We start from the raw sequence: 20,084 nt of genomic DNA, 5'->3' as shown, positions 1-20,084 counted from the left end.
TGAAGCAGGTCTGTTTGACTGTCCTTTTTCTCTGCTTAAGTGCAGGGATCGCAAGCGCCAGCCCGGACTGTGCAGATTCTGGCGAACCGTTGGATGTTTCATTGCCCAACGAGTCCACAACCGCCGAACCAGCCGCGCAGACGCCCGACGACCTGTCCCCATGCGCGGCCATGCAATTGGAACAAGGACGCGAGCGGATGCGCGAACGCGGGGCCGTCTGCGGCGACTGGACCATATTGGGCGAAACGCGCAAAACCCTGAAAAGCAAAGCCCGGGGCTGCGGCATTGCCAAACCGGTTCGGGTCTACCGGATTTCAAATGTTGCCCTCAGTCAGTTTTCGCTGATGGATTGTCAGACGGCTGTCACGCTGAAAACATGGATCGAAACCGTTGCTAAACCCGCCTTTGCCGAAATGGGCGGCGGGCTCAAGGGGATGCGGGTTGTGGGGCACTATGCCTGCAAAACCCAAAACAACCGGCCACGCGCGCGCCTGTCTCAACATGCACGCGGGCGGGCCATTGATATTTCAACCTTTGTTCTTCAGGACGGCACACAAATCACCGTTAAGGACGGGTGGACGGACAATACCCAAAGTGCGGTGTTGCGCGAGCTGCACAACGGTGCTTGTGGCGTGTTCAGTACCGTACTCGGCCCGGACGCCGACCGCTATCACGTTGGGCATTTTCACTTTGACACCGCCCAACGCAAAGGTGCTCCGGTTTGCCGATAGCTCTTCGGACTTGACCGGACTTACGCCGGACTTAACGATGTCCGCATGGACCACAAAGACCTGATCGCTTCTCTGCCTGCGGAAACCAAGGACCGATTGCAACGCCGGTCGAACACCGCTGGGCTGAAGCATCTGTCGATCCATCTGGCTGCGCTGTCAGCCCTAAGCGCCGCAATCGTGGCGCAAATCCCGTTCTGGCCGGTCTTGATCCTGCCGCAAGGCGTTTTGCTGGTGTTTCTCTTTACGCTCAGCCACGAATGCACCCATAAGACCCCTTTTCGAACAGGATGGCTAAACGATGCCGTCGGACATCTGGTCTCGGTACCAATTGCCTTGCCTTTTGTTTGGTTCCGCTATTTCCACCTCGCCCATCACAAATGGACCAATGACCCTCAGCGCGACCCAGAGCTGGGCGGCAAACCAAGGCCTGACAACTGGTCTGACCTGTTGATCTACCTGAGCGGTTGGACCTATTGGAGCGGTATGGCAAAGGTACTGGTTCAAAACGCGAGCGGCCACCTGGATGCGCCTTACCTTCCGAAACGCCAACACAACGCAATGAAGGTCGAAGCCCGCATTCTGCTTGGTCTCTATACGTTAACCCTCATCAGCCTGACTTACAGTACGATACTGTTCTGGGTCTGGCTTCTTCCGGTGCTGGTTGCTCAACCCGTTTTACGCCTTTACCTGCTGGCCGAGCACGGCCTCTGCCCGCCGGTGGCAAACATGCTCGAGAACTCCCGCACGACCTTCACCAACCGAGCCTTGCGGTTTCTGGCCTGGAACATGCCATACCATGCCGAGCATCATTCCTTCCCCAATGTGCCATTCCATCACCTGCCCGCGCTGCACCACTGGATGCGCGCGCATCTGAAATCCACGTCCAACGGCTATGCGGAGTTCACCAAAGACTACACCCGCACGCTCAGCACATAATATCCGCTCTTCATCTGGCCCCAAATACCTCGGGGGAGGCGCGCTTGCGCGACGGGGGCAGCGCCCCCTATTCGTTGCTTCGGCTTTTGATCAACATGCTGATCAGAGGCACCAAAACCGTCGTCGCCGACCCCAATGGATTCGAGCCGATGCTTTTGACCGCCTGCACGACTTCGCGCGCTTCAGTCGCCACCTCCTCCAACTCATCCTCAATGTCTGCGATTGCCATGTCACGGACCTCAACCGCCGGCGCGACTTCATCCTCAACGCTGCTGCGGCGTGCAATCAGAACCAACAGCCCCGCAAAACCAAGATTGCCAAGCGCCAATACCGCAGAAGCTGAAGCTGGCGACATTGTACTTTGCAGGGCAAAGAACAGCGCTAGGTTCAAAAGCACGAGGGCCAACAGCGCAGCAATACCCGCAATTCCAAATAATATCGTCTGCTGCTGCACCACGGCCAAGCGACGGCGTGCAATCAGGCGTTCTGTCCGATAGATCGTTACCAGATTTCTGCTTAATCTGCTCATGGCTTGCCTCCTAACCCTGCGCGCGTCCGACGACATACCCCAGCGAGAACGCAATCAGTAACGCTGTGATCGGATATTCTTTTTGCAAGCGGCCAAATTCCTCGACCACATCCTCGCCCAAAGCCTGCGCTTGACTCAGGTCGATCCCATGCTCTTCCAGAAGCTTTCGAATTTCATCCGATGATTTGGTATGCTCATCTCGCTCCTTGGGGGCCGGGTCTTGGTTGACCCGCACTTCCAACGTTGCGTTGCGCTTCCGTAATTTCTCTAATTCAGCTTCAAGCTCTGCCTTGGTCGCCATAATGCCTTGCCCTTGATCCGTGGGTCCGGGGCAACCGTCGCACAACAAGCTGTTATTTTGAACTGTTTTCGGCTGATGCTAGCCAACAGCGTCCATCGAAACCGAACTTACAACCCCACCCCCAACCAGCGCCTGTACGCCGGTTGTGCCGGGGCACGACGTCGGCAGGCCACGCGCCACACGTACCGCCAGATAGGCAAAGGCCTGCGCCTCGAGCATATCACCATCCAGTCCCACTGCTTCAACCGGCTCCACCGGGCAATCCAGCGACACGCGCAACATCTCCATCAAAACCGGATTGTGGCGCCCACCTCCAGTGACCAGCACGCAGGACGGAGGTTTCGGACAATGCTCCATCCCCTGTACGACACCTGCGGCACACATCCCGGTCAGGGTCGCCACGGCGTCCGCATCGTTCAATTCCTTCACCAGACCGATCATTTCCGCGAAATCGTTCCGGTCCAAAGACTTGGGTGGCATTCGAGCAAAGTATGGCTCAGCCAGAAACAGCTCCAACGCGCCCATTTCGACGGTTCCAACCCGCGCAAGCGCCCCGTCCCGATCCATGGGCAACCCCAGTCGGGCTTGCATCAGATCGTCCACAGGCGCGTTTGCAGGCCCGGTGTCAAAGGCGAGCAAAGCGCCCGGCGCTTCGGGGCCGTCAAAGGACGGATCAACATAGGTCAGATTGCCGACCCCACCCAGGTTCAGAAAACACAGGGGTCGGTCCGCGCCGAACCACTTGGCGCAGGCAAAATGAAAGAACGGCGCTAGCGGAGCCCCCTCGCCCCCCATCGCCACATCATCGCTGCGGAAATCCCAAACCACCGGACGCCCCAGCGCCTGCGCCAGCCCCAGACCGTCACCCACCTGCAAGGTTCCACGCCCGCGCGGCTCATGCGCAACGGTCTGGCCGTGAAAACCGATAAGATCGACCTCTTCGAATTCAGACAGTGCCTCGGCATGGGCAAAAGTGACCATCTCAGCCGCTGCATCGACATCGGGCCCATGCCACTGACCCAGCGCTGCCCGCAGCACGTCTCGCTCTGCGTCTGAATAAGCGCGATAGCTACTTTGTCCAAACCCCATAATCTGGTGGCCGTCAGTTTCGACCATCGCGGCATCCACCCCGTCCATCGAGGTGCCCGACATCGCGCCCAGTGCCCGGATCACCCCGTGTTTGCTGATGGTCTGGCTCACGCCTGCCTCCTGAACTGGCTGTCTTCTTCGCCGCATCCGAGTCCTTGAGTACACCTCTGGGTTGCAGCCCGGTCAAACTGCCTTTTGTTTGCACAAAAACGCAAGCGTTCTCATGTAGCGGTTCATATTTTTCGCTAACCGCGTGGCCGGATCGACACCCACCCTCAATTAAAAAACGTGGCTTTTCCTCATCGGCGCTGCCGCCTATACAGTGCCCCGCAACATTAACCCAAAGGGCACGATATGACCTACCACCCCAAATCGGATTTCATCGCCACGATGATCGAGCGCGGCTTTCTCGCCGATTGCACCGATTATCAGGGCCTTGACGACGCGCTGATCAGTGGGTGTAAACCGGCCTATATCGGCTTTGATGCAACGGCCAAGTCGTTGCATGTGGGCAGCCTGATCCAGATCATGATGCTGCGCTGGTTCCAGAAAACCGGCCACCAGCCGATCACACTGATGGGCGGTGGGACGACCAAGGTGGGCGATCCTTCGTTCCGCGCGGATGAACGCCCCCTTCTGGGCCCCGAACAGATCGACGAGAACATCTCGGGCATCAAGAAGGTGTTCGCCGCCTATATCGACTATGACACGGACGCCGAGAACAAGGCGCTGATGCTGAACAATGCCGAATGGCTGGACGACCTGAACTACCTCGATTTTCTGCGCGATATCGGGCGCCATTTCTCGGTCAACCGGATGCTGTCGTTTGAATCTGTGAAGTCGCGGCTGGATCGTGAGCAGTCGCTGAGCTTCCTCGAGTTTAACTACATGATCCTGCAGGCCTATGACTTCCTGGAACTGAACCGCCGTTATGGCTGTGTTCTGCAAATGGGCGGCAGCGACCAGTGGGGCAACATCGTCAACGGTATCGACCTGACCCGCCGTGTTCTGGATCACGAGATCTATGGCCTGACCTCGCCTCTGCTGACCACCAGTGACGGCAAGAAAATGGGTAAGTCTCAGGACGGTGCGGTCTGGCTGAACGCCGAGATGCGCTCGCCCTATGAGTTCTGGCAGTTCTGGCGCAACACCACCGACGCGGATGTGGGGCGGTTCCTGAAGCTATATACCGAATTGCCGGTGGACGAGTGCGACCGTCTGGGCGCGCTGGCCGGGTCCGAGATCAATGAAGCCAAGATCCGTTTGGCCAATGAGGTCACAACCCTGCTGCACGGCGTACAGGCCGCGGCCAATGCCGAAGCCACCGCGCGCGAAGTGTTCGAAAAAGGCGGCGTAGGTGGAGACCTGCCGACACTGACCCTCAGCGCTGATGAGTTGGGTGACGGTATTTCCATCGTGCAGATCATCGTCAAATCCGGTCTGGCAAAATCCGGCAAAGAGGCCAAGCGCCTGATCGCCGAGAACGGGGCCAAGCTGGATGATGCGCCGCTGACCGATGCGGGAATGATGATCGACGCAGGCGCGCTGTCATCGCCCATCAAGCTGAGCGCAGGCAAAAAACGTCATGCGCTGGTTCAGCTCGGTTGATGGCTCGCCCGCCTCTATGCACCTAAGACACAACTCAAACGGCCACCTGACGGTGGCCGTTTCTTTTTGAAGAACCTGGCGGAGCTTAACGGAGACCCCTTCCGCCATTGCCGTTTCCGCCACCGCCGTTTTGGGCACCGTTGCCCTGGCCATTGTTGCCGCCACCGTTGCCAGTGCCAGGCCCAGAGCCCCCGGTGTTCCCCCCGCCATTACCGGGGTTCCCGTTGTTGCCGTTTCCGTTACCAGGGCCACCGTCTCCAACGCCGCCGTTGCCACCGTTTCCACCGCCGCCGTTGCCGCCATATCCACCGCCGCCGTTGCCGCCATTTCCACCGCCGCCGTTGCCGCCGTCTCCACCGCCGCCGTTGCCACCGTCTCCACCGCCGCCGTTGCCACCGTCTCCACCGCCGCCGTTGCCGCCGTCTCCACCGCCACCGTTGCCACCGCCGCCGTCTCCACCGCCGCCGTTGCCACCGTTTCCACCGCCGCCGTTGCCTCCGTCTCCACCGCCGCCGTTGCCTCCATCTCCACCGCCGCCGTTACCGCCGTTTCCACCGCCCGGCGATCCTGGATTTGCAGCATCCGCAAACGCCTCACCAAGCGGTTCAGACCCTCGGCTTTCACCACGATTATTGCTTAACCCCGACAGGCTTGCCGTCGGCAAATCCGTCAAAAGCGAGGCAAGCCCCGGACATTGCGCCCCGACAACTTGCAGCGTTGTTTCAAAATCCGACCGTCTCTGAAGCCTCTCCAGAAAACTCGGCGTCACCTGAACGCAGTCACACAACCCCGCGTAATCCCCGGCATTGGCCAGGCTTCGGGCCGTTTTTCCAGTACAGACTTCCGGTGCAGCAGATGCACTGCCAATCATCACCAATCCCAAAACAGGCGCGACAAAAACCGCACCCAGCGCTTGTTTCTTACTCGTAACCATATCGGCACCTCCTGGCGATAAAACACATGACGGTCCAAATCTCTTCGCTCACGAAAAGGCGCTTTTTCGTGAGGACAGGATTAATTTGTCTTCAGGAACGGAAGCGCAGCCCGGATGGACAGCGTCTTCATCAAAGGTATGGACACCGCACCCGCGAACCAGTTATTGAACAAGTGTTCATATCTATGGGAGGAGTTCACCATGCACCTGTCCACCACAGCAGCACTTGTCACCGGCGGCGCGTCCGGCCTCGGCGAAGCCACGGCCCGCCATTTTGCCTCTGAGGGTGCACAGGTCACGATCTTGGACCGCGACGTAGAACGTGGCACGCAGGTCGCCGCCGAGATCGGCGGGCATTTCGCGCAGACGGATGTGACCGATGAGGATTCGGTGGCCGCTGCTGTAGGTCATGGCATGGCCAAGATGGGCAAGATCACCGCAGTCGTGAATTGCGCGGGCATCGCGTATGGCATCAAAACGGTTGGCAAGGAAGGCCCCCACCCTCTGGATGCCTTCCAGCGCACAATCGACATCAATCTGGTTGGTACGTTCAACGTCTCACGTCTGGCCGCTGCCGAGATGTCAAAGAATGACCCCGAACCAGACGGCGCGCGGGGCGTGATCATCAACACGGCCTCTATCGCGGCATATGACGGCCAAAAGGGTCAGGCGGCCTATGCAGCATCCAAAGGCGGCGTCGTCGGCATGACCCTGCCGATGGCCCGCGATCTGGCCTCGACCGGCATTCGGGTCATGACCATCGCGCCGGGCATCTTCATGACCTCGATGCTGGCGGGGCTGCCCGAAGAAGTACAGCAGCAACTCGCCGCCGACGTCCCGAACCCGGCCCGTTTAGGGGACCCGAAAGAATACGGACGGCTGGCCGCATTCATTGTCGAGATGGGTTACCTGAACGGTGAGGTCATCCGCATCGACGGAGCGCTGCGGATGCGCTAAATCTGTCGCATGTCGGAACGTGAAAAAATGCAGTCCGGACAGTGGTATTGCTGTCTGGACCCAGAACTGGACGAACTTCGTGCACGGGCAAGAGGTGCGGTTCACGCGCACAACACCAGCCCACCTGACGCACGCGGAGCGATGGCACCCGAGCTGCGTGCCTTGCTAGGTCAAGTAGGTGAAGACTGTTTCCTCGAAGCCCCGTTTCATTGCGCCTATGGGATGAACATCCATCTGGGCAAACGGGTTTATTTCAAAGCCGGTTGCGTCGTTCTGGACACCGCCCTGGTGCGGGTCGGAGACGACACGATGTTTGGCCCCAATGTCCAGATCTATTGCGCCCAACATGCCAAAGACCCGGCTGAGCGGGCCCAAGGACTGGAAATCGGCTTACCAGTCACAATTGACAAGCATGTTTGGGTGGGCGGAGGCGCAATTCTGTTGCCCGGTCTCTCTATCGGCAACAATGCCACGATTGGCGCAGGCAGCGTCGTTACCAAGGACGTTGCCGCCGGAGAGACCGTAGTGGGAAACCCAGCAAAAAGCCCGAACCGCTAAGCGCTTTCAGACTTTTCTTCGAGCATTAGCCACTCTTCCTCGGCCGCCGACAGCTTTTCCTGCCGTTCAACCAGCGCCTCGGTGGCCTTCTGGAACTTTACAGGCTTACGGCTGAACAGCTCCGGGTCAGACATCAGTTCTTCCAGCTTGGCGATCTCGGCCTCAAGACGCGCAATCTCGTCAGGCAATTTGTCCAACCGGTGCTTTTCCGAGAAAGACAAACCCGACTTCGGCTTAGCCTCTTGCTTGACCTTTGGCTTTGAGGCCTTTGCTTTCTCTTCTTTTTTTCCGACCACATCACCCCGTTGCGCACTGTAATCCGACCACCCACCGGCATAAACCGTGGCACGACCATTGCCCTCCATCGCAATGGTCGTCGTGGCCACCCGATCCAGAAAATCCCGGTCGTGGCTGACCAACAGAACCGTGCCGTCGTAATCGTCGAGAAGCTCTTGCAACAAATCCAGCGTTTCGACATCCAGATCGTTGGTCGGTTCGTCCAGCACCAGAAGGTTCGAGGATTTCGCCATCAGCTTCGCCAGCAACAGCCGCGCTTTTTCACCACCAGACAGGGACTTAACGGCCGCTCTTGCCTGCCGTTCGTCAAACAGGAATTCCTTGAGATACCCCACAACATGCTTTGGCTGTCCGCCCACCATCACCTGATCGGCCTTACCCGACACCCGCATTTCGGGGTCGCCGGTCAGGCTGTCCCAAAGGGACATCTCGGGATCCAGTTGAGCACGCGTCTGATCAAACACCGCAATTTCAAGATTCGTGCCCAGCGACACCGTACCTTCGTCCGGCTGGACCTGCCCCAACAACATCTTCAGCAGCGTGGTCTTACCCACCCCGTTTGGCCCAACAAAGGCCACGCGATCACCGCGCTGCACCAGCAGATCAAAACTCCGAACGATCTGCTTGTCGTCAAACCCTTTGAACAGCCCTTTGGCCTCGATCACTTTACGACCCGATTTCGGCCCGGCCTCCAGCGTCATGGCAGCCGAACCCTGACGCTTGATCTGCGCAGCCTTTTCGGCGCGCAGAGCCTTCAGTGCCCTAACCCGGCCTTGGTTGCGCTTGCGTCGGGCGCTGATGCCCTCAACCGCCCATTTGGCTTCAGACTTGATCAACCGGTTAAGCTTGTGACGCTGCTGATCCTCTTCTTCCCACACCTTGTCCCGCCAGGCCTCAAAAGCGTCAAAGCCCTGCTCTCGCCGCCGCACCGCGCCGCGATCGATCCAAAGCGTTGCCCGCGTCAACGCCCGTAAAAAGGCCCGGTCGTGCGAGATCAGCACAAAGGCGGCGCGTGTTGCGCCAAGCTCGCGCTCAAGCCAAGCAATGGCTTCAATATCCAAATGGTTGGTCGGTTCATCCAACAACATCAGATCCGGCGCTTCAGCCATCAACTTGGCCAAGGCCGCCCGCCGCCGTTCACCACCCGATGCCGTCTCAACAGGGCGAGACGGGTCAAATTTCAACCCTTCGCCAGCGCGCTCAACCTTGTACAATTCGCCCAGTTCCAAACCGCTGGACGCATAATCCCCCAGCGTCGCAAACCCTTCCATGGTTGGGTCTTGCTCCATATACCCCACGGATTTTCCCGGCGGCACAACGATCTCACCTTGATCGGCTTCGACCAGACCCGCCATCACTTTCATTAGAGTCGACTTCCCAGACCCGTTTCGTCCCACCAAGGCAACGCGGTCGCCGGGCTGGACTACCAAATCAAGGTCGGAAAACACCGGATCGCCCCCGAAGGTCAGGGAAATGCCGGACATCTGCAACAAAGGAATTCTCGCCATGCCCGCCAGCTAAACCGGCTAGGCAGGCGCGTCAACGCCCCTGCTTCTTCTCGTCAAAAATACGGAATCATTCGACCACCGCCCTCAGCAACCGTTTCCGCGCCGGGGGAATCGCCCCAATCTCCAGCCCGGTGAACACATGCAGCGTGTTCATGTGCCGATCTACAACCGCGTGATCACTGACCCAGCCGCCCATCAACAGGTAAGTTCGCAACAAGGGCGGCATCCGTAACATGGCCCGTTTCACATCCGGTCTGCGCCGCAGACGCGCAGCAAAGCGAAACACATCCGGAGCCTTCACCCGCGGCAACCAGCGTTTAGGAGCCAGATGGCGGTCTTTTAGCATGGCAAAAGCATCCAGATAGTGCTCGGTCTCGGTTCCTGCAAAAGAGGAACAACCAAACAGCATCTCAACACCATTTTGGTCCACATATGCCGTCATCGCCCCCCAAGCGGCTCGCAGGATATCTGCGTCGTTACAATCGGGGTGGACGCAAAACCTGCCCATCTCGACCATACGACCGGAAAAACCTGCCAGCGCTGAAAGATCATAAAATTGTGCCGAATAGCTACGCCCGATCTCGCGACCATGATCCATGGTCAGCATCCGAAAACAGCACACCAACTGCTGCTCATAGCGCATGTCTTCGACCAAGACATGGCTGCACCGTACATCCAAAGCGTCGCTGTCTAATTGTTGCGTGCCAAACGCAAATGTACGCAACGCCTGCGCGGCGTTGATATCCACTGCCGATTGCGCCAATCGGGCGCGATAGCGCCCTTTGCTCAACAGTACCGCTGTCGCCACGGTCGCATCCTCCACGGTTGCTGACCCATTGTTGTCGTCGTGACCTCGCTAACACAAGACATGTGACTGTCTTGTGACCCGCACACTGCAGAAGACAAAATTAGTTGGCGCCCGGAATATTGGCCGGGTTGAAGTTGCCGATATTGCCAAGCAGCTGTCGCAGGAAGCCTTTGTCCTGAACGTTGGAATCGGTCACACGGCGCTCCAATGGAATAACCAGGCCGTCTTCAAGGCCAAAGCGCTCGATATTGCTGACGACGCCACGCTGGTCAAAGCTGATGGCGACCAACTCGCGTGATACAACCTCGGGCCGTTTCGGGCCGTAGTGGCGCACCCGCGAGCGGACATAGTAAAAGCCTGAATCCCTCACCACACCCGAAGCGCCCGGAGCGCCGATGGCTTCTTCCACGGTGTCGCGCGTATCGACACCAACTTTGATTTCGGCCAGATCCTCGGCCGGCGGCACGTAACCGTGATTCTTGAAGATTGGCGTACAGGCCCCGATCGCGGCCAGACAGGCAACAAACACAAGCGATTTCGTCGCTGGTTTCAACCGGTTCATTACCTTCAACATGCGCACCCTCTTGCCTTGGCCTTCTGCGGCTTCTATCCGATTACAGAAACCGCTGCCACGGTTCAACACATAGAAAGGCTCACAAATGAGCAACCTTACATCACTTCGGGTGGCCGATCTGCCTCAGAACGCTCCAACTCCGTTCGATCTGCGCCCTTCTGCCGCTTCGTTAGACGAGATTCGGCAAGATCTGGGATTGCTGGGTTTGCGCAAGCTCAGCTTTGTCGGAGAGATCCGAGCGCAGGGCAAGCGCGACTGGGTTCTCAACGGCAAGCTTGGGGCCACTGTCATCCAGCCCTGCGTCGTGACCCTCGACCCTGTCACAACCCGTATTGATGTCCCGGTTCATCGCACCTTTCTGGCCGATTGGACCGATCCTGATGAACCCGAGTTCGAGATCCCTGAAGATGACGAATCCGAACCGCTGGGTCCCGAGATTGATCCGGCACTGGTCATGGTCGAGGCGCTGGCGCTGGCATTGCCGCAATACCCACGCAAGGACGGGGCAGAACTGGGCCAGGTCGACTATACAGAGCCAGGCAAACAGGCCATGACCGACGAAGACGTCAAGCCATTTGCCGGATTGGCGGGTTTGCGCGACGCGCTGAAAAAAGACGAGTGACAGGGGGCTGATTTCCTGTCATAGCAGGCGGCCAGAAAAATCGCTTGAACATGACGAGAATCGCAGTATTTTCGCGCGCTCATCGGATTTTGGGTTGGACATTGCGGGGCTGGTCGCCTAAACGCGCGTCAAACCACGATAAAACGAAATATGAAACCCGGTCGGCGGCGAATCTGCTGACCCTCAGTAGACAAAGGTTGAGACCATGGCCGTCCAACAGAACAAAGTTTCCAAGTCGCGTCGCAACAACCGCCGCGCACACGACGCTCTGGTTGCTGCAAACCCGAACGAATGCCCCAACTGTGGCGAGCTGAAGCGCCCGCATCACGTTTGCGCATCCTGCGGCCACTATGATGATCGTGAAGTCGTCGCACAGGCCGACGAAATCGACCTGGACGAAGACGCAGCCTAAGCCTGATTGAGCGCAGGCCGAGGCATGACTGAACAGCCCACGCACGCCGGACGGATCACCATCTCGGTCGACGCCATGGGTGGGGACGAGGGTCCCGCAGTTGTTGTTGCCGGTCTGGCAAAGTCGGCTGACAAGAACCCGGATATTGGGTTCTTGCTGCACGGTCCCGAGCAGGTCCTGCGAAAGCTAGTCGCAAAACGGCGTGTCCTTGAGGGGCGCGTCGTTTTTCGTGATTGTCCGGACGTCGTCACGATGGAGGACAAGCCAAGTCAGGTTGTGCGCAACGGCAAGCAAACTTCGATGTGGTCCACGCTGGAGGCTGTGCGCCAGGGCGAGGCACATGGTGCGGTGTCTTGTGGAAACACCGGTGCGCTGATGGCGCTGTCGATGATGCGCCTGCGCAAACTGCCGGGCGTGAACCGCCCGGCCATTGCGATTCTGTGGCCTTCGCGCAACCCTCAGGGGTTCAACGTGATGCTCGACGTAGGCGCCGACGTCCGCGCCGACGCCAAGGATTTGCTGCAATATGCCCTGATGGGCGCTTCATATGCGCGCAATGGCATGGCGCTTGCACGGCCCCGCATTGGGTTGCTGAATGTCGGCACCGAAGAACACAAGGGCCGCGCCGAGCTGAAAGAAGCGCACGCAATGATCACCGAGTTTGCAGAGCAGGCAAATTTCGAGTTTGTGGGCTTTGTCGAAGGCAGCGACATTCCGGGCGATAAGGCGGATGTCATTGTCACGGATGGGTTTACCGGCAATGTTGCGATTAAGACCGGTGAGGGTACAGCCAGCCTGATCGGTGACCTGCTGCGCCAGGCTTTCAAGTATTCTCCGCTGTCCCGGCTGGCTTCGATCCTGGCCATCACGTCGTTAAACCGTCTAAAGAAACGGATCGACCCAAGGCGTGTAAACGGCGGCGTCTTTCTTGGGCTGAACGGCACCGTGGTGAAATCTCATGGCGGCGCAGACGCGACCGGCGTGTCGGCTGCAATCAAGCTGGCCTTTACGCTGGCGCAATCGGGCTTTTCCGAAAAATTGGCCGCGCGGGTTGCATCCACAGCCCAGCTTGCACAAGATGCCGCGCAAGCTGCGCCGCAGACCGAAAAATAATCAAAAAGGCAGTACCCCAACATGGCAGGCCGTTCAGTTGTAGTAGGTGTCGGGCATTATTTGCCGGAACGCATTGTTCCCAATTCCGAGTTTGAGAAAACGCTGGACACAACCGACGAGTGGATCCGAACGCGATCGGGCATTGAACGCCGCCATTTCGCAGCCGAGGGTGAAACGACCTCGGATCTGGCGACAAAAGCTGCCGAGGCGGCTTTGGCAGATGCCGATTTGAGTGCGGATGACATTGACGCCATCGTCGTAGCGACATCGACAGCTGATCTGACCTTCCCGTCTGCGGCAACCATGGTTCAGGCCCGGCTTGGCATGACCAAGGGGTTTGCCTTTGACGTACAAGCCGTTTGCGCGGGATTCGTTTTTGCACTTTCCAACGCGAATGCGCTGATTGTTTCGGGTCAGGCCAAACGCGTGCTGGTTATCGGCGCCGAGACGTTCTCTCGGATCATGGACTGGACGGATCGCTCCACCTGCGTCCTGTTCGGCGACGGAGCCGGGGCGTTGGTGTTGGAAGCTCAGGAAGGCAACGGCACTTCGGAAGATCGCGGCATTCTGGCAACCGATCTGAACTCGGACGGTCGCTACAAGGATCTGCTGTATGTCGATGGCGGAGTATCAACGCAATCCACAGGGCATTTGCGTATGCAAGGCAACCAAGTGTTCCGCCATGCTGTTGAAAAACTTACAAAAACTGCTGAAACTGCGCTCGAACGCGCGGGTCTGGGCAACTCGGACGTAGACTGGATCGTGCCGCATCAGGCCAATATCCGCATCATTCAGGGCACCGCCAAGAAAATGGGCTTGCCTATGGAGAACGTCGTGGTGACGGTTCAGGATCATGGCAACACCTCGGCCGCATCGATTCCGCTGGCACTTTCGGTGGGCAAACAGCGTGGGCAGATCAAGCCTGGCGACCTGATCGTGACCGAAGCTATTGGCGGCGGCTTGGCATGGGGCGCGGTTGTTCTGCGCTGGTAACCGGCGCAAACCAGCTTACACAGCCGCCCGCAATTCATTGATATTGACAGCGAATTTGCCATACCCATATGCTTTGATATCAACAGGGGAAATGGCATGGGCGATAAAACACTGACTCGAATGGATCTGAGCGAAGCCGTCTTTCGCGAGGTTGGGCTTTCACGAAACGAAAGCGCACAGCTGGTTGAAAGTGTTCTGAACCACATGTCCGACGCTCTGGTGCGCGGTGAGCAGGTCAAGATTTCATCCTTCGGCACGTTCAGTGTACGCGACAAGACCGCCCGTGTTGGTCGCAATCCTAAAACCGGTGAAGAAGTTCCAATTCAGCCGCGCCGCGTGCTGACTTTCCGCCCGTCGCATCTGATGAAGGATCGCGTCGCTGCCGGGAATCGCAAGTAACCCCGAGGTCGCGCGGATATGAGCAAGTCTCCCGACGCGTTTCGCACGATCAGCGAAGTTGCGGATTGGCTTGGTGTTCAGGCCCATGTTCTGCGTTTCTGGGAAAGCCGGTTCACGCAGGTGAAACCGGTCAAACGGGCGGGTGGACGCCGGTACTATCGCCCCAATGACATGCGGCTTTTGGGCGGGATCAAAAAGCTTCTCCACGAAGACGGAATCACGATCAAAGGCGTTCAGCGCATTCTGCGCGAGCAAGGCGTGGCGCATGTTGCGTCGCTGTCGCAATCCTTGGACGACCCGTCCCCGGCTCCATCCTCGCCCGTTGAAGACACCGTGGTGCCTTTCGAACCGAAACCTGCACCAGTTACCGAACAGATTCATATGGATTTGGGCGAAACAACTGCGCCCAAGGTAAAAGAAGATGCTCAGATCGACGCGGCACCAGCTGCCAACCAGCAGCCGGTTGCAGAGCCCCAGCTTGACGCCTCTCCGATCTTGGGGGGAATCGCCTCGTTGGCGTGGAACCGGGCAGAGTTTGACGACGACCTGTTGCGCCGAATCGCCCCGATTGCAAAAGACCTGCGCCACTGGCTGGATCGTGTCGAGACACAGGCGACGGGTTAGGAAAAAAGGCAGTGTTTTCCTCTTGCCCCTGCCGGGAAAATCTTTATGAACACCCCAACGTCGGGCTATGGCGCAGCCTGGTAGCGCGTCCGTCTGGGGGACGGAAGGTCGCAGGTTCGAGTCCTGCTAGCCCGACCAAATCACACCGACGTTTATGGCACACAGGCCAGATCCCGCTCTGGCACCAGAGGGGATCGAGATGACAGGTGTTTGCCCAAACCAACAGATTGAGGCGATGATCGCGCGCGGCGAGATCACGGCCAGCCCGGACGTTCTGCCTGCTCAGATTCAACCAGCAAGCCTTGATTTACGTCTGGGAACAGTCGCTTACCGCGTCCGCGCTTCGTTTCTTGCAGGCGAAGGGCGAACCGTCGCAGATCGTTTGACCGAGTTCGAGATGCACCGCATCGATATCACGGACGGGGCCGTTCTGGAAAAAGGTTGCGTCTATTTAGTTCCGTTAATGGAATCAATCGCCCTGCCAGACCATATGAGCGCTGTTGCAAATGCCAAAAGCTCGACCGGACGGCTGGACCTTCTGACCCGGACTATCACCGATGGCGGCACCGAGTTTGACCGGGTGCCTGCTGGATACGCAGGCCCACTCTATGCTGAAATCTGCCCGCGCTCGTTCTCGGTGCTGGTGCGTCCGGGCATGCGTCTGAATCAGATTCGCTTCCGTCAGGGTCAAGCCGTGCTCTCGGACGCTGAATTGAAAGCCTTACATGCTGAATCGCCACTGGTCGACGGCCCTGCTGTTATTCAGGACGGACTAGGTTTCTCAGTGGATCTGCAGCTTCCCGAGACCGATCTGGTTGGCTACCGCGCCAAGCCTCACACCGGGGTCATCGATCTGGATCGTATCGGCGAATACGACCCGCAGGACTATTGGGAAGAAGTGCGCACCAAGGATGGTTGTATTATCCTTGATCCTGGTGCGTTCTATATTCTTGTCAGCCGTGAAGCAGTACATATCCCGCCAATGTACGCCGCTGAAATGGCACCTTATCTGGCGATGGTTGGCGAATTCCGGGTGCACTATGCCGGGTTCTTTGACCCCGGCTTTGGCCATACCGCCGCCGGCGGGGCCGGATCGCGCGGTGTTTTAGAGGTTCGCTGCCACGAAGCACCTTTTGTGCTGGAGCACGGACAAGTTGTCGGGCGTCTGGTCTATGAGAAAATGGCCGAAATGCCGACGCAATTGTACGGCGCGGGCATTGCATCAAACTATCAGGGTCAGGGCTTGAAACTGTCCAAGCACTTCAAGGCTGTTGGGTAAGTTCTAGAATTTCATGAACCTGCGCATCTGCCGGCTCATCTTCTCGGCCTGCCGAAGCTTTTGGGCATGATCAGATGAATTGGCGTGCTTTGGCCCCTTGGATGTGGCGTCGCCCTTGCCCATGCGACTGGCCATATCAATGCCCTTGTTCACGCCTTTGTTGACCAGTCGGCGCATGACCTGACGCACAATCATATCAATGATCCGATTTGCATTCATTGCTCAACTCCCTGTCCTCAGGGTTAAAGATAGGCGCTTTATGCGGCAACAAAAGGGCTGCGCAATCACTCTTCCTCGAACAGCTCGGTCTGATCTTCGTCGGCCTCGTCCTCACGCCCTTCACCCAGGGGAATGGCACCCGGCGGAGGCCGGTTTTCGAGAAGCCCAGCCGCCCGAAGTTCTTTCAGGCCAGGCAGGTCACGCGCGTTTTCCAGACCAAAGTGATCCAGGAATTCTGGCGTTACAACAAAGGTCACAGGACGACCCGGTGTCATACGACGGCGGCCCAGCTTGATCCACTCCATCTCCAAAAGCTGATCAATGGTTCCGCGCGAAACCGAAACCCCACGGATTTCCTCAATCTCGGCCCGTGTACAGGGCTGATGATAGGCGACGATGGCCAGAGTTTCGATCGCTGCGCGGCTCAGCTTGCGGGTCTCGACCGTTTCCTTCTGCATCAGAAAACCCAGATCCGGGGCAGTCCGAATGGCCCAGGCATCGCCCACACGCACCACGCGCACGCCACGCCCTTCATAGCGTTTCTGAAGCAATTCAACCGCTTGCGCCGCATCGCTTCCGTGGGGCATCCGGGCCTCCAGATCCGCAATTGTCACCGGCTCAGAACTGGCAAACAGAACAGCCTCGACCATGCGTTCCTGTTCCGCCAGCGGAGGAGCTTCGAACAGAGTACCGGTCTCTTCAGGGGCGTCAGTCACGTGTCTCGGTCCTCTTTCGCAGATGGATCGGAGCGAATGTCTCGCTCTGTTTCATCTCCATATGTCCTTCTTTCACCAGCTCTAACGAGGCCGCAAAAGTTGCCGCCGTTGCGGACCTGCGGCGCACCGGGTCGGCGTCCCAGCCCTCCGGCAGGTACGTCTCCATGTCGGTCCACGCTCCGGCAAAGCCAATCAACGGTCGCATCCGTTCCAGCGCTTGTTCCATCGTGAAGACCGAGTCGCGATCCATCACAAAGGGGCGGAATTCGTCGCGGGTGCGGATACGGGCGTAACCCTGCATCAAATCCAGCAGCGTGGCGGAATAGGTTACAGTGCGGATACGGGTGATATCTTCGCCCTGCCCGCGCTTGAAGAAATCGCGGCCCAACTGATCGCGTGCCATCAACCGCGCAGCCGCATCGCGCATGGCCTGAAGGCGTTCCAGCTGAAACGCCAGATGCGCAGCCAGTTCCTCGCCCGATGGACCTTCGTCATCGGGGTCCGGAGGTAACAGCAACCGGGATTTGAGAAAGGCCAGCCACGCGGCCATCACCAGATAGTCGGCGGCCAGTTCGATCCGCAGCGCACGGGCCTTTTCTACAAAAGCCAGGTACTGCTGCGCCAGCGCCAGAACCGAGATTTTCCGCAAGTCCACTTTCTGCGTACGCGACAAGGTCAGCAGAACGTCCAGTGGTCCTTCGAACCCGTCGACATCAACAATCAGCGCTTCGGCCGCAAGACGATCCGCGACCGAGACAGGGTCTTCGCTAAAGAGGTTATCGTTCATATACCTGCCCGCCCATTAGGGCAGATAGTTCCGCCTCGGCGGCGGGGATGTCAAGTTCCTGAGGAGGTTTGCGCATCGCCAGCGCCCGTTCTGCGCGGGCTTGTGCCTGATCGGTCATCTCTCCGGCACTTTCCATCACTGCGGCACGATCTGCAAAACTGCCATTGCAGTGCAGAACAACGTCACAGCCTGCCTGAATGGCCTGACGTGACACGTCCGACGGTGTACCGCTCAGCGCTTTCATCCCGATATCGTCGGTCATGATCAGCCCTTCAAAGCCGATCTTGTCGCGGATCACACGCATCATGGCGGCTGAAATCGTGGCTGGTTGGGGATCGATTTGATCGTAGACCAGATGTGCGGTCATCCCCATCGGCAAATCGTTCAGTGCACGAAACGGCGCGAAATCACTGCTGTCCAATTCGTCCAATGACAGATCGACATGAGGTAAGTCGTAGTGGCTGTCCAGCGTGGAACGGCCATGTCCTGGCATGTGTTTGATTACAGGCAAAACGCCCCCGTGCAAATGCCCCTTTGCTACGGCCCTGCCAATTTTGGAAATCTGTTCAGGATCAGAAGCGTAACAGCGATTCTTGAGAAAAGCGTGCGTATCAGACCGTGCCACATCGACCATGGGGGCGCAGTTGCTGTCGATCCCAAGACTGAACAATTCATCCGCGATTAGGCGATAGCGCAGATACATGGCTCGCTCGGCCTGATCGCCTGCACGGGTCACATGATCCAAGGGTGGCAGCCATTCGCGGGCCAAGGGCGCGCGCAAGCGCTGCACGCGCCCGCCTTCCTGATCAATAGTGATGGGGCAATTGCGCCCGACCGCCTCGCGGAAATCATCGCACAAGGCGCGGACTTGATCGGCGCTTTCGATGTTGCGGGCAAACAGTATGAACCCGAAGGGGTTCATTTGGCGAAACAGGTCCCTTTCTTCCTGCGTCAGACGCAGCCCTTCGGCATCGGTGATCGTGGCGCCAAACTTCACCGGACGGCGACCGGGATACAGTCTGCCCCTTGTGCGACCAGCGCGGCACAGAACTGGCGCGAGTCGCTCAGGTCTTCAAATCCCAAAACACGCAGGCGGTAAAAGGTTCGACCGCCGCTTGAGGTTTTCTGGATAACCCGTTGTTTGTCAGCCATATATTCCCCGAATCGACCACTTAGGTGATCCCATTCGGCCTGCGCCACCTGCGAGCTGTCATAGGCGCCAAGCTGCGCCAGTCGGGTGCCCTTGGCCAACGTGTCGGGGTCAACATCCAACCCAACCGCAGCCTTGACGGCGGCGTTGATGGCGCCCTCAGACGCCTCGCTGGGCGAGATTTGACTGCGCGCAGGGCGTTTAACCGGACGCAAAGACCTGCGAACCCCTGGCAATTCAGCAAGAGCCGGATCCGGCAAAGCCGCTGCAAAATCAACAGGATCAATTGCCGGCTCTTCCTCGGGCGTGGCCAGTGACGCTACTTGCGTCCCGTCTTCGAATTCCTGCTGGGTCTTGGCCGCCTCACCCGCAAGTTCAGCCACCAACGCGTCCACCGCACTTTGGCGCAGACGCGCGGCTTCCTGGGTCGTGATCGGCTCTTCCACCACATGCAGCGCCGGAGTTGGCTTCAGATCGCTGCCAGGCAAATCTTCATCGGTCAGCGACACGGGGCGCGGTGCAAGGATCAGGCGATCAGCCGGGGCCGCGGCGGTGCCTCTGGCGGCAACTGCATTGACGGCCAGACCCTGGTGATCTGCGGGCGTCCCGCCCGGGTTTTCCGGTTGGACGCGCATTGGACCTTCGGCGGCACGTACCACGGGCACGCCGCTCACATCCCGCATGACCAGTTGATAGCCCCATACTCCTACACCAGCGACCAACGCCAATGAGGCGACGGCCCCAAGAACGTTTACGACCCGGCCCAGCCCATACGTGCCGCGCGGTGCGTCATAATCTTGCATATCGTCGGGGTAATCATACGCATCCTCAGAATACGCTTGATTCGGGTAATGCATCTGCTCGGGGCTTTGCTGCCCCGAGTAATCGTAACTCGCCATGTCCGCCTCACTGCCCGTTTCGCACCTGAAAATAAGGCGCG

Annotated in this window: 24 protein-coding genes and 1 tRNA gene; 13 read left to right on the top strand and 12 right to left on the bottom strand. The window is 58.5% G+C overall.

Annotated features, from left to right (window positions below; translation table 11 throughout):
* The first annotated feature begins 101 nt into the window (after positions 1 to 101).
* Complete coding sequence (locus GOV85_RS15725; protein ID WP_171179814.1) at positions 102 to 731, top strand: extensin family protein; 630 nt, start codon at positions 102 to 104, stop codon at positions 729 to 731.
* A gap of 45 nt (positions 732 to 776) precedes the next feature.
* Positions 777 to 1,667, top strand: a complete 891-nt coding sequence (locus GOV85_RS15720) for a fatty acid desaturase (RefSeq protein ID WP_171179812.1) — start codon at positions 777 to 779, stop codon at positions 1,665 to 1,667.
* A gap of 67 nt (positions 1,668 to 1,734) precedes the next feature.
* On the opposite strand, the gene GOV85_RS15715 is transcribed toward GOV85_RS15720, so the two are convergent.
* The 3 genes from GOV85_RS15715 to GOV85_RS15705 all read right to left on the bottom strand — a co-directional run bounded on the left by GOV85_RS15715 (position 1,735) and on the right by GOV85_RS15705 (position 3,697).
* The gene (locus GOV85_RS15715; protein WP_171179809.1) at positions 1,735 to 2,196 is read right to left on the bottom strand and encodes a hypothetical protein; all 462 of its coding nucleotides are present in this window, start codon (positions 2,194 to 2,196) and stop codon (positions 1,735 to 1,737) included.
* Positions 2,197 to 2,206: 10 nt separating this feature from the next.
* Entirely contained in the window at positions 2,207 to 2,497 is a 291-nt protein-coding gene (locus GOV85_RS15710) for a hypothetical protein (RefSeq protein WP_171179807.1), read from the bottom strand.
* 78 nt (positions 2,498 to 2,575) lie between these two features.
* Positions 2,576 to 3,697, bottom strand: coding sequence for an anhydro-N-acetylmuramic acid kinase (locus tag GOV85_RS15705; protein WP_371813610.1), 1,122 nt, complete (start codon positions 3,695 to 3,697; stop codon positions 2,576 to 2,578).
* Between the two features lie 243 nt (positions 3,698 to 3,940).
* On the opposite strand from GOV85_RS15705, the gene tyrS reads away from it, so the two are divergent.
* Positions 3,941 to 5,194 (top strand): tyrosine--tRNA ligase, encoded by a 1,254-nt coding sequence (tyrS, locus tag GOV85_RS15700; protein ID WP_171179803.1) that lies wholly within the window; start codon positions 3,941 to 3,943, stop codon positions 5,192 to 5,194.
* Positions 5,195 to 5,279: 85 nt separating this feature from the next.
* On the opposite strand, the gene GOV85_RS21440 is transcribed toward tyrS, so the two are convergent.
* Positions 5,280 to 6,128 carry a hypothetical protein gene (locus tag GOV85_RS21440; RefSeq protein WP_217358297.1) on the bottom strand — a complete coding sequence of 283 codons (849 nt, stop codon included), beginning with the start codon at positions 6,126 to 6,128 and terminating at the stop codon, positions 5,280 to 5,282.
* A 201-nt stretch (positions 6,129 to 6,329) separates the two neighbouring features.
* Here GOV85_RS21440 and GOV85_RS15690 point away from each other — a divergent pair, with 201 nt between their 5' ends.
* Entirely contained in the window at positions 6,330 to 7,085 is a 756-nt protein-coding gene (locus GOV85_RS15690; protein WP_171179801.1) for a 3-hydroxyacyl-CoA dehydrogenase, read from the top strand.
* A 9-nt stretch (positions 7,086 to 7,094) separates the two neighbouring features.
* Entirely contained in the window at positions 7,095 to 7,643 is a 549-nt protein-coding gene (locus GOV85_RS15685) for a sugar O-acetyltransferase (protein WP_171179799.1), read from the top strand.
* Here GOV85_RS15685 and GOV85_RS15680 read toward each other — a convergent pair.
* The 3 genes from GOV85_RS15680 to GOV85_RS15670 all read right to left on the bottom strand — a co-directional run bounded on the left by GOV85_RS15680 (position 7,640) and on the right by GOV85_RS15670 (position 10,830).
* Entirely contained in the window at positions 7,640 to 9,448 is a 1,809-nt protein-coding gene (locus GOV85_RS15680) for an ABC-F family ATP-binding cassette domain-containing protein (protein WP_245223194.1), read from the bottom strand. The two genes, GOV85_RS15685 and GOV85_RS15680, sit on opposite strands and share 4 nt — an antisense overlap.
* A gap of 67 nt (positions 9,449 to 9,515) precedes the next feature.
* Complete coding sequence (locus GOV85_RS15675) at positions 9,516 to 10,256, bottom strand: GNAT family N-acyltransferase (RefSeq protein ID WP_171179797.1); 741 nt, start codon at positions 10,254 to 10,256, stop codon at positions 9,516 to 9,518.
* A gap of 100 nt (positions 10,257 to 10,356) precedes the next feature.
* On the bottom strand, positions 10,357 to 10,830 hold the full coding sequence (locus GOV85_RS15670) for an outer membrane protein assembly factor BamE (protein WP_171179795.1): 474 nt from the start codon (positions 10,828 to 10,830) through the stop codon (positions 10,357 to 10,359).
* A gap of 85 nt (positions 10,831 to 10,915) precedes the next feature.
* On the opposite strand from GOV85_RS15670, the gene GOV85_RS15665 reads away from it, so the two are divergent.
* The 8 genes from GOV85_RS15665 (at position 10,916) to GOV85_RS15630 (ending at position 16,272) form a co-directional block, all read left to right on the top strand.
* Positions 10,916 to 11,452, top strand: a complete 537-nt coding sequence (locus tag GOV85_RS15665) for a DUF177 domain-containing protein (RefSeq protein ID WP_171179793.1) — start codon at positions 10,916 to 10,918, stop codon at positions 11,450 to 11,452.
* 205 nt (positions 11,453 to 11,657) lie between these two features.
* Positions 11,658 to 11,864 carry a 50S ribosomal protein L32 gene (rpmF, locus tag GOV85_RS15660; RefSeq protein WP_008756996.1) on the top strand — a complete coding sequence of 69 codons (207 nt, stop codon included), beginning with the start codon at positions 11,658 to 11,660 and terminating at the stop codon, positions 11,862 to 11,864.
* A 24-nt stretch (positions 11,865 to 11,888) separates the two neighbouring features.
* Positions 11,889 to 12,977, top strand: a complete 1,089-nt coding sequence (gene plsX / locus GOV85_RS15655) for a phosphate acyltransferase PlsX (protein ID WP_171090535.1) — start codon at positions 11,889 to 11,891, stop codon at positions 12,975 to 12,977.
* Between the two features lie 21 nt (positions 12,978 to 12,998).
* Positions 12,999 to 13,970, top strand: a complete 972-nt coding sequence (locus GOV85_RS15650; protein ID WP_171090537.1) for a beta-ketoacyl-ACP synthase III — start codon at positions 12,999 to 13,001, stop codon at positions 13,968 to 13,970.
* 96 nt (positions 13,971 to 14,066) lie between these two features.
* Positions 14,067 to 14,369, top strand: a complete 303-nt coding sequence (ihfA, locus tag GOV85_RS15645) for an integration host factor subunit alpha (protein WP_152458234.1) — start codon at positions 14,067 to 14,069, stop codon at positions 14,367 to 14,369.
* Between the two features lie 18 nt (positions 14,370 to 14,387).
* A complete protein-coding gene (locus tag GOV85_RS15640; RefSeq protein ID WP_171179791.1) occupies positions 14,388 to 14,993 on the top strand; it encodes a MerR family transcriptional regulator in 606 nt (201 codons plus the stop codon).
* 61 nt (positions 14,994 to 15,054) lie between these two features.
* Positions 15,055 to 15,131: transfer RNA gene (locus tag GOV85_RS15635), tRNA-Pro, on the top strand.
* 61 nt (positions 15,132 to 15,192) lie between these two features.
* The gene (locus GOV85_RS15630; RefSeq protein WP_171180061.1) at positions 15,193 to 16,272 is read left to right on the top strand and encodes a 2'-deoxycytidine 5'-triphosphate deaminase; all 1,080 of its coding nucleotides are present in this window, start codon (positions 15,193 to 15,195) and stop codon (positions 16,270 to 16,272) included.
* Between the two features lie 3 nt (positions 16,273 to 16,275).
* On the opposite strand, the gene GOV85_RS15625 is transcribed toward GOV85_RS15630, so the two are convergent.
* From GOV85_RS15625 to GOV85_RS15605, 5 genes are all read right to left on the bottom strand, one after another.
* Positions 16,276 to 16,491 (bottom strand): hypothetical protein, encoded by a 216-nt coding sequence (locus GOV85_RS15625; RefSeq protein ID WP_171090541.1) that lies wholly within the window; start codon positions 16,489 to 16,491, stop codon positions 16,276 to 16,278.
* Between the two features lie 65 nt (positions 16,492 to 16,556).
* Entirely contained in the window at positions 16,557 to 17,207 is a 651-nt protein-coding gene (gene scpB / locus GOV85_RS15620) for an SMC-Scp complex subunit ScpB (protein ID WP_171179788.1), read from the bottom strand.
* On the bottom strand, positions 17,200 to 17,994 hold the full coding sequence (locus GOV85_RS15615) for a ScpA family protein (RefSeq protein WP_171179786.1): 795 nt from the start codon (positions 17,992 to 17,994) through the stop codon (positions 17,200 to 17,202). The genes scpB and GOV85_RS15615 overlap by 8 nt, the downstream gene beginning before the upstream one ends.
* Positions 17,984 to 18,991 (bottom strand): beta-N-acetylhexosaminidase, encoded by a 1,008-nt coding sequence (gene nagZ / locus GOV85_RS15610; protein WP_171179784.1) that lies wholly within the window; start codon positions 18,989 to 18,991, stop codon positions 17,984 to 17,986. Before nagZ ends, GOV85_RS15615 begins: the two co-directional genes overlap by 11 nt.
* Positions 18,988 to 20,043, bottom strand: coding sequence for an SPOR domain-containing protein (locus GOV85_RS15605; protein ID WP_171179782.1), 1,056 nt, complete (start codon positions 20,041 to 20,043; stop codon positions 18,988 to 18,990). The genes nagZ and GOV85_RS15605 overlap by 4 nt, the downstream gene beginning before the upstream one ends.
* Positions 20,044 to 20,084 lie beyond the last annotated feature (41 nt).

The organism is Ruegeria sp. HKCCA4633 (assembly GCF_013034605.1).
Taxonomy (GTDB): domain Bacteria; phylum Pseudomonadota; class Alphaproteobacteria; order Rhodobacterales; family Rhodobacteraceae; genus Ruegeria.
This window is presented reverse-complemented; position numbering and strand designations above follow the sequence as displayed.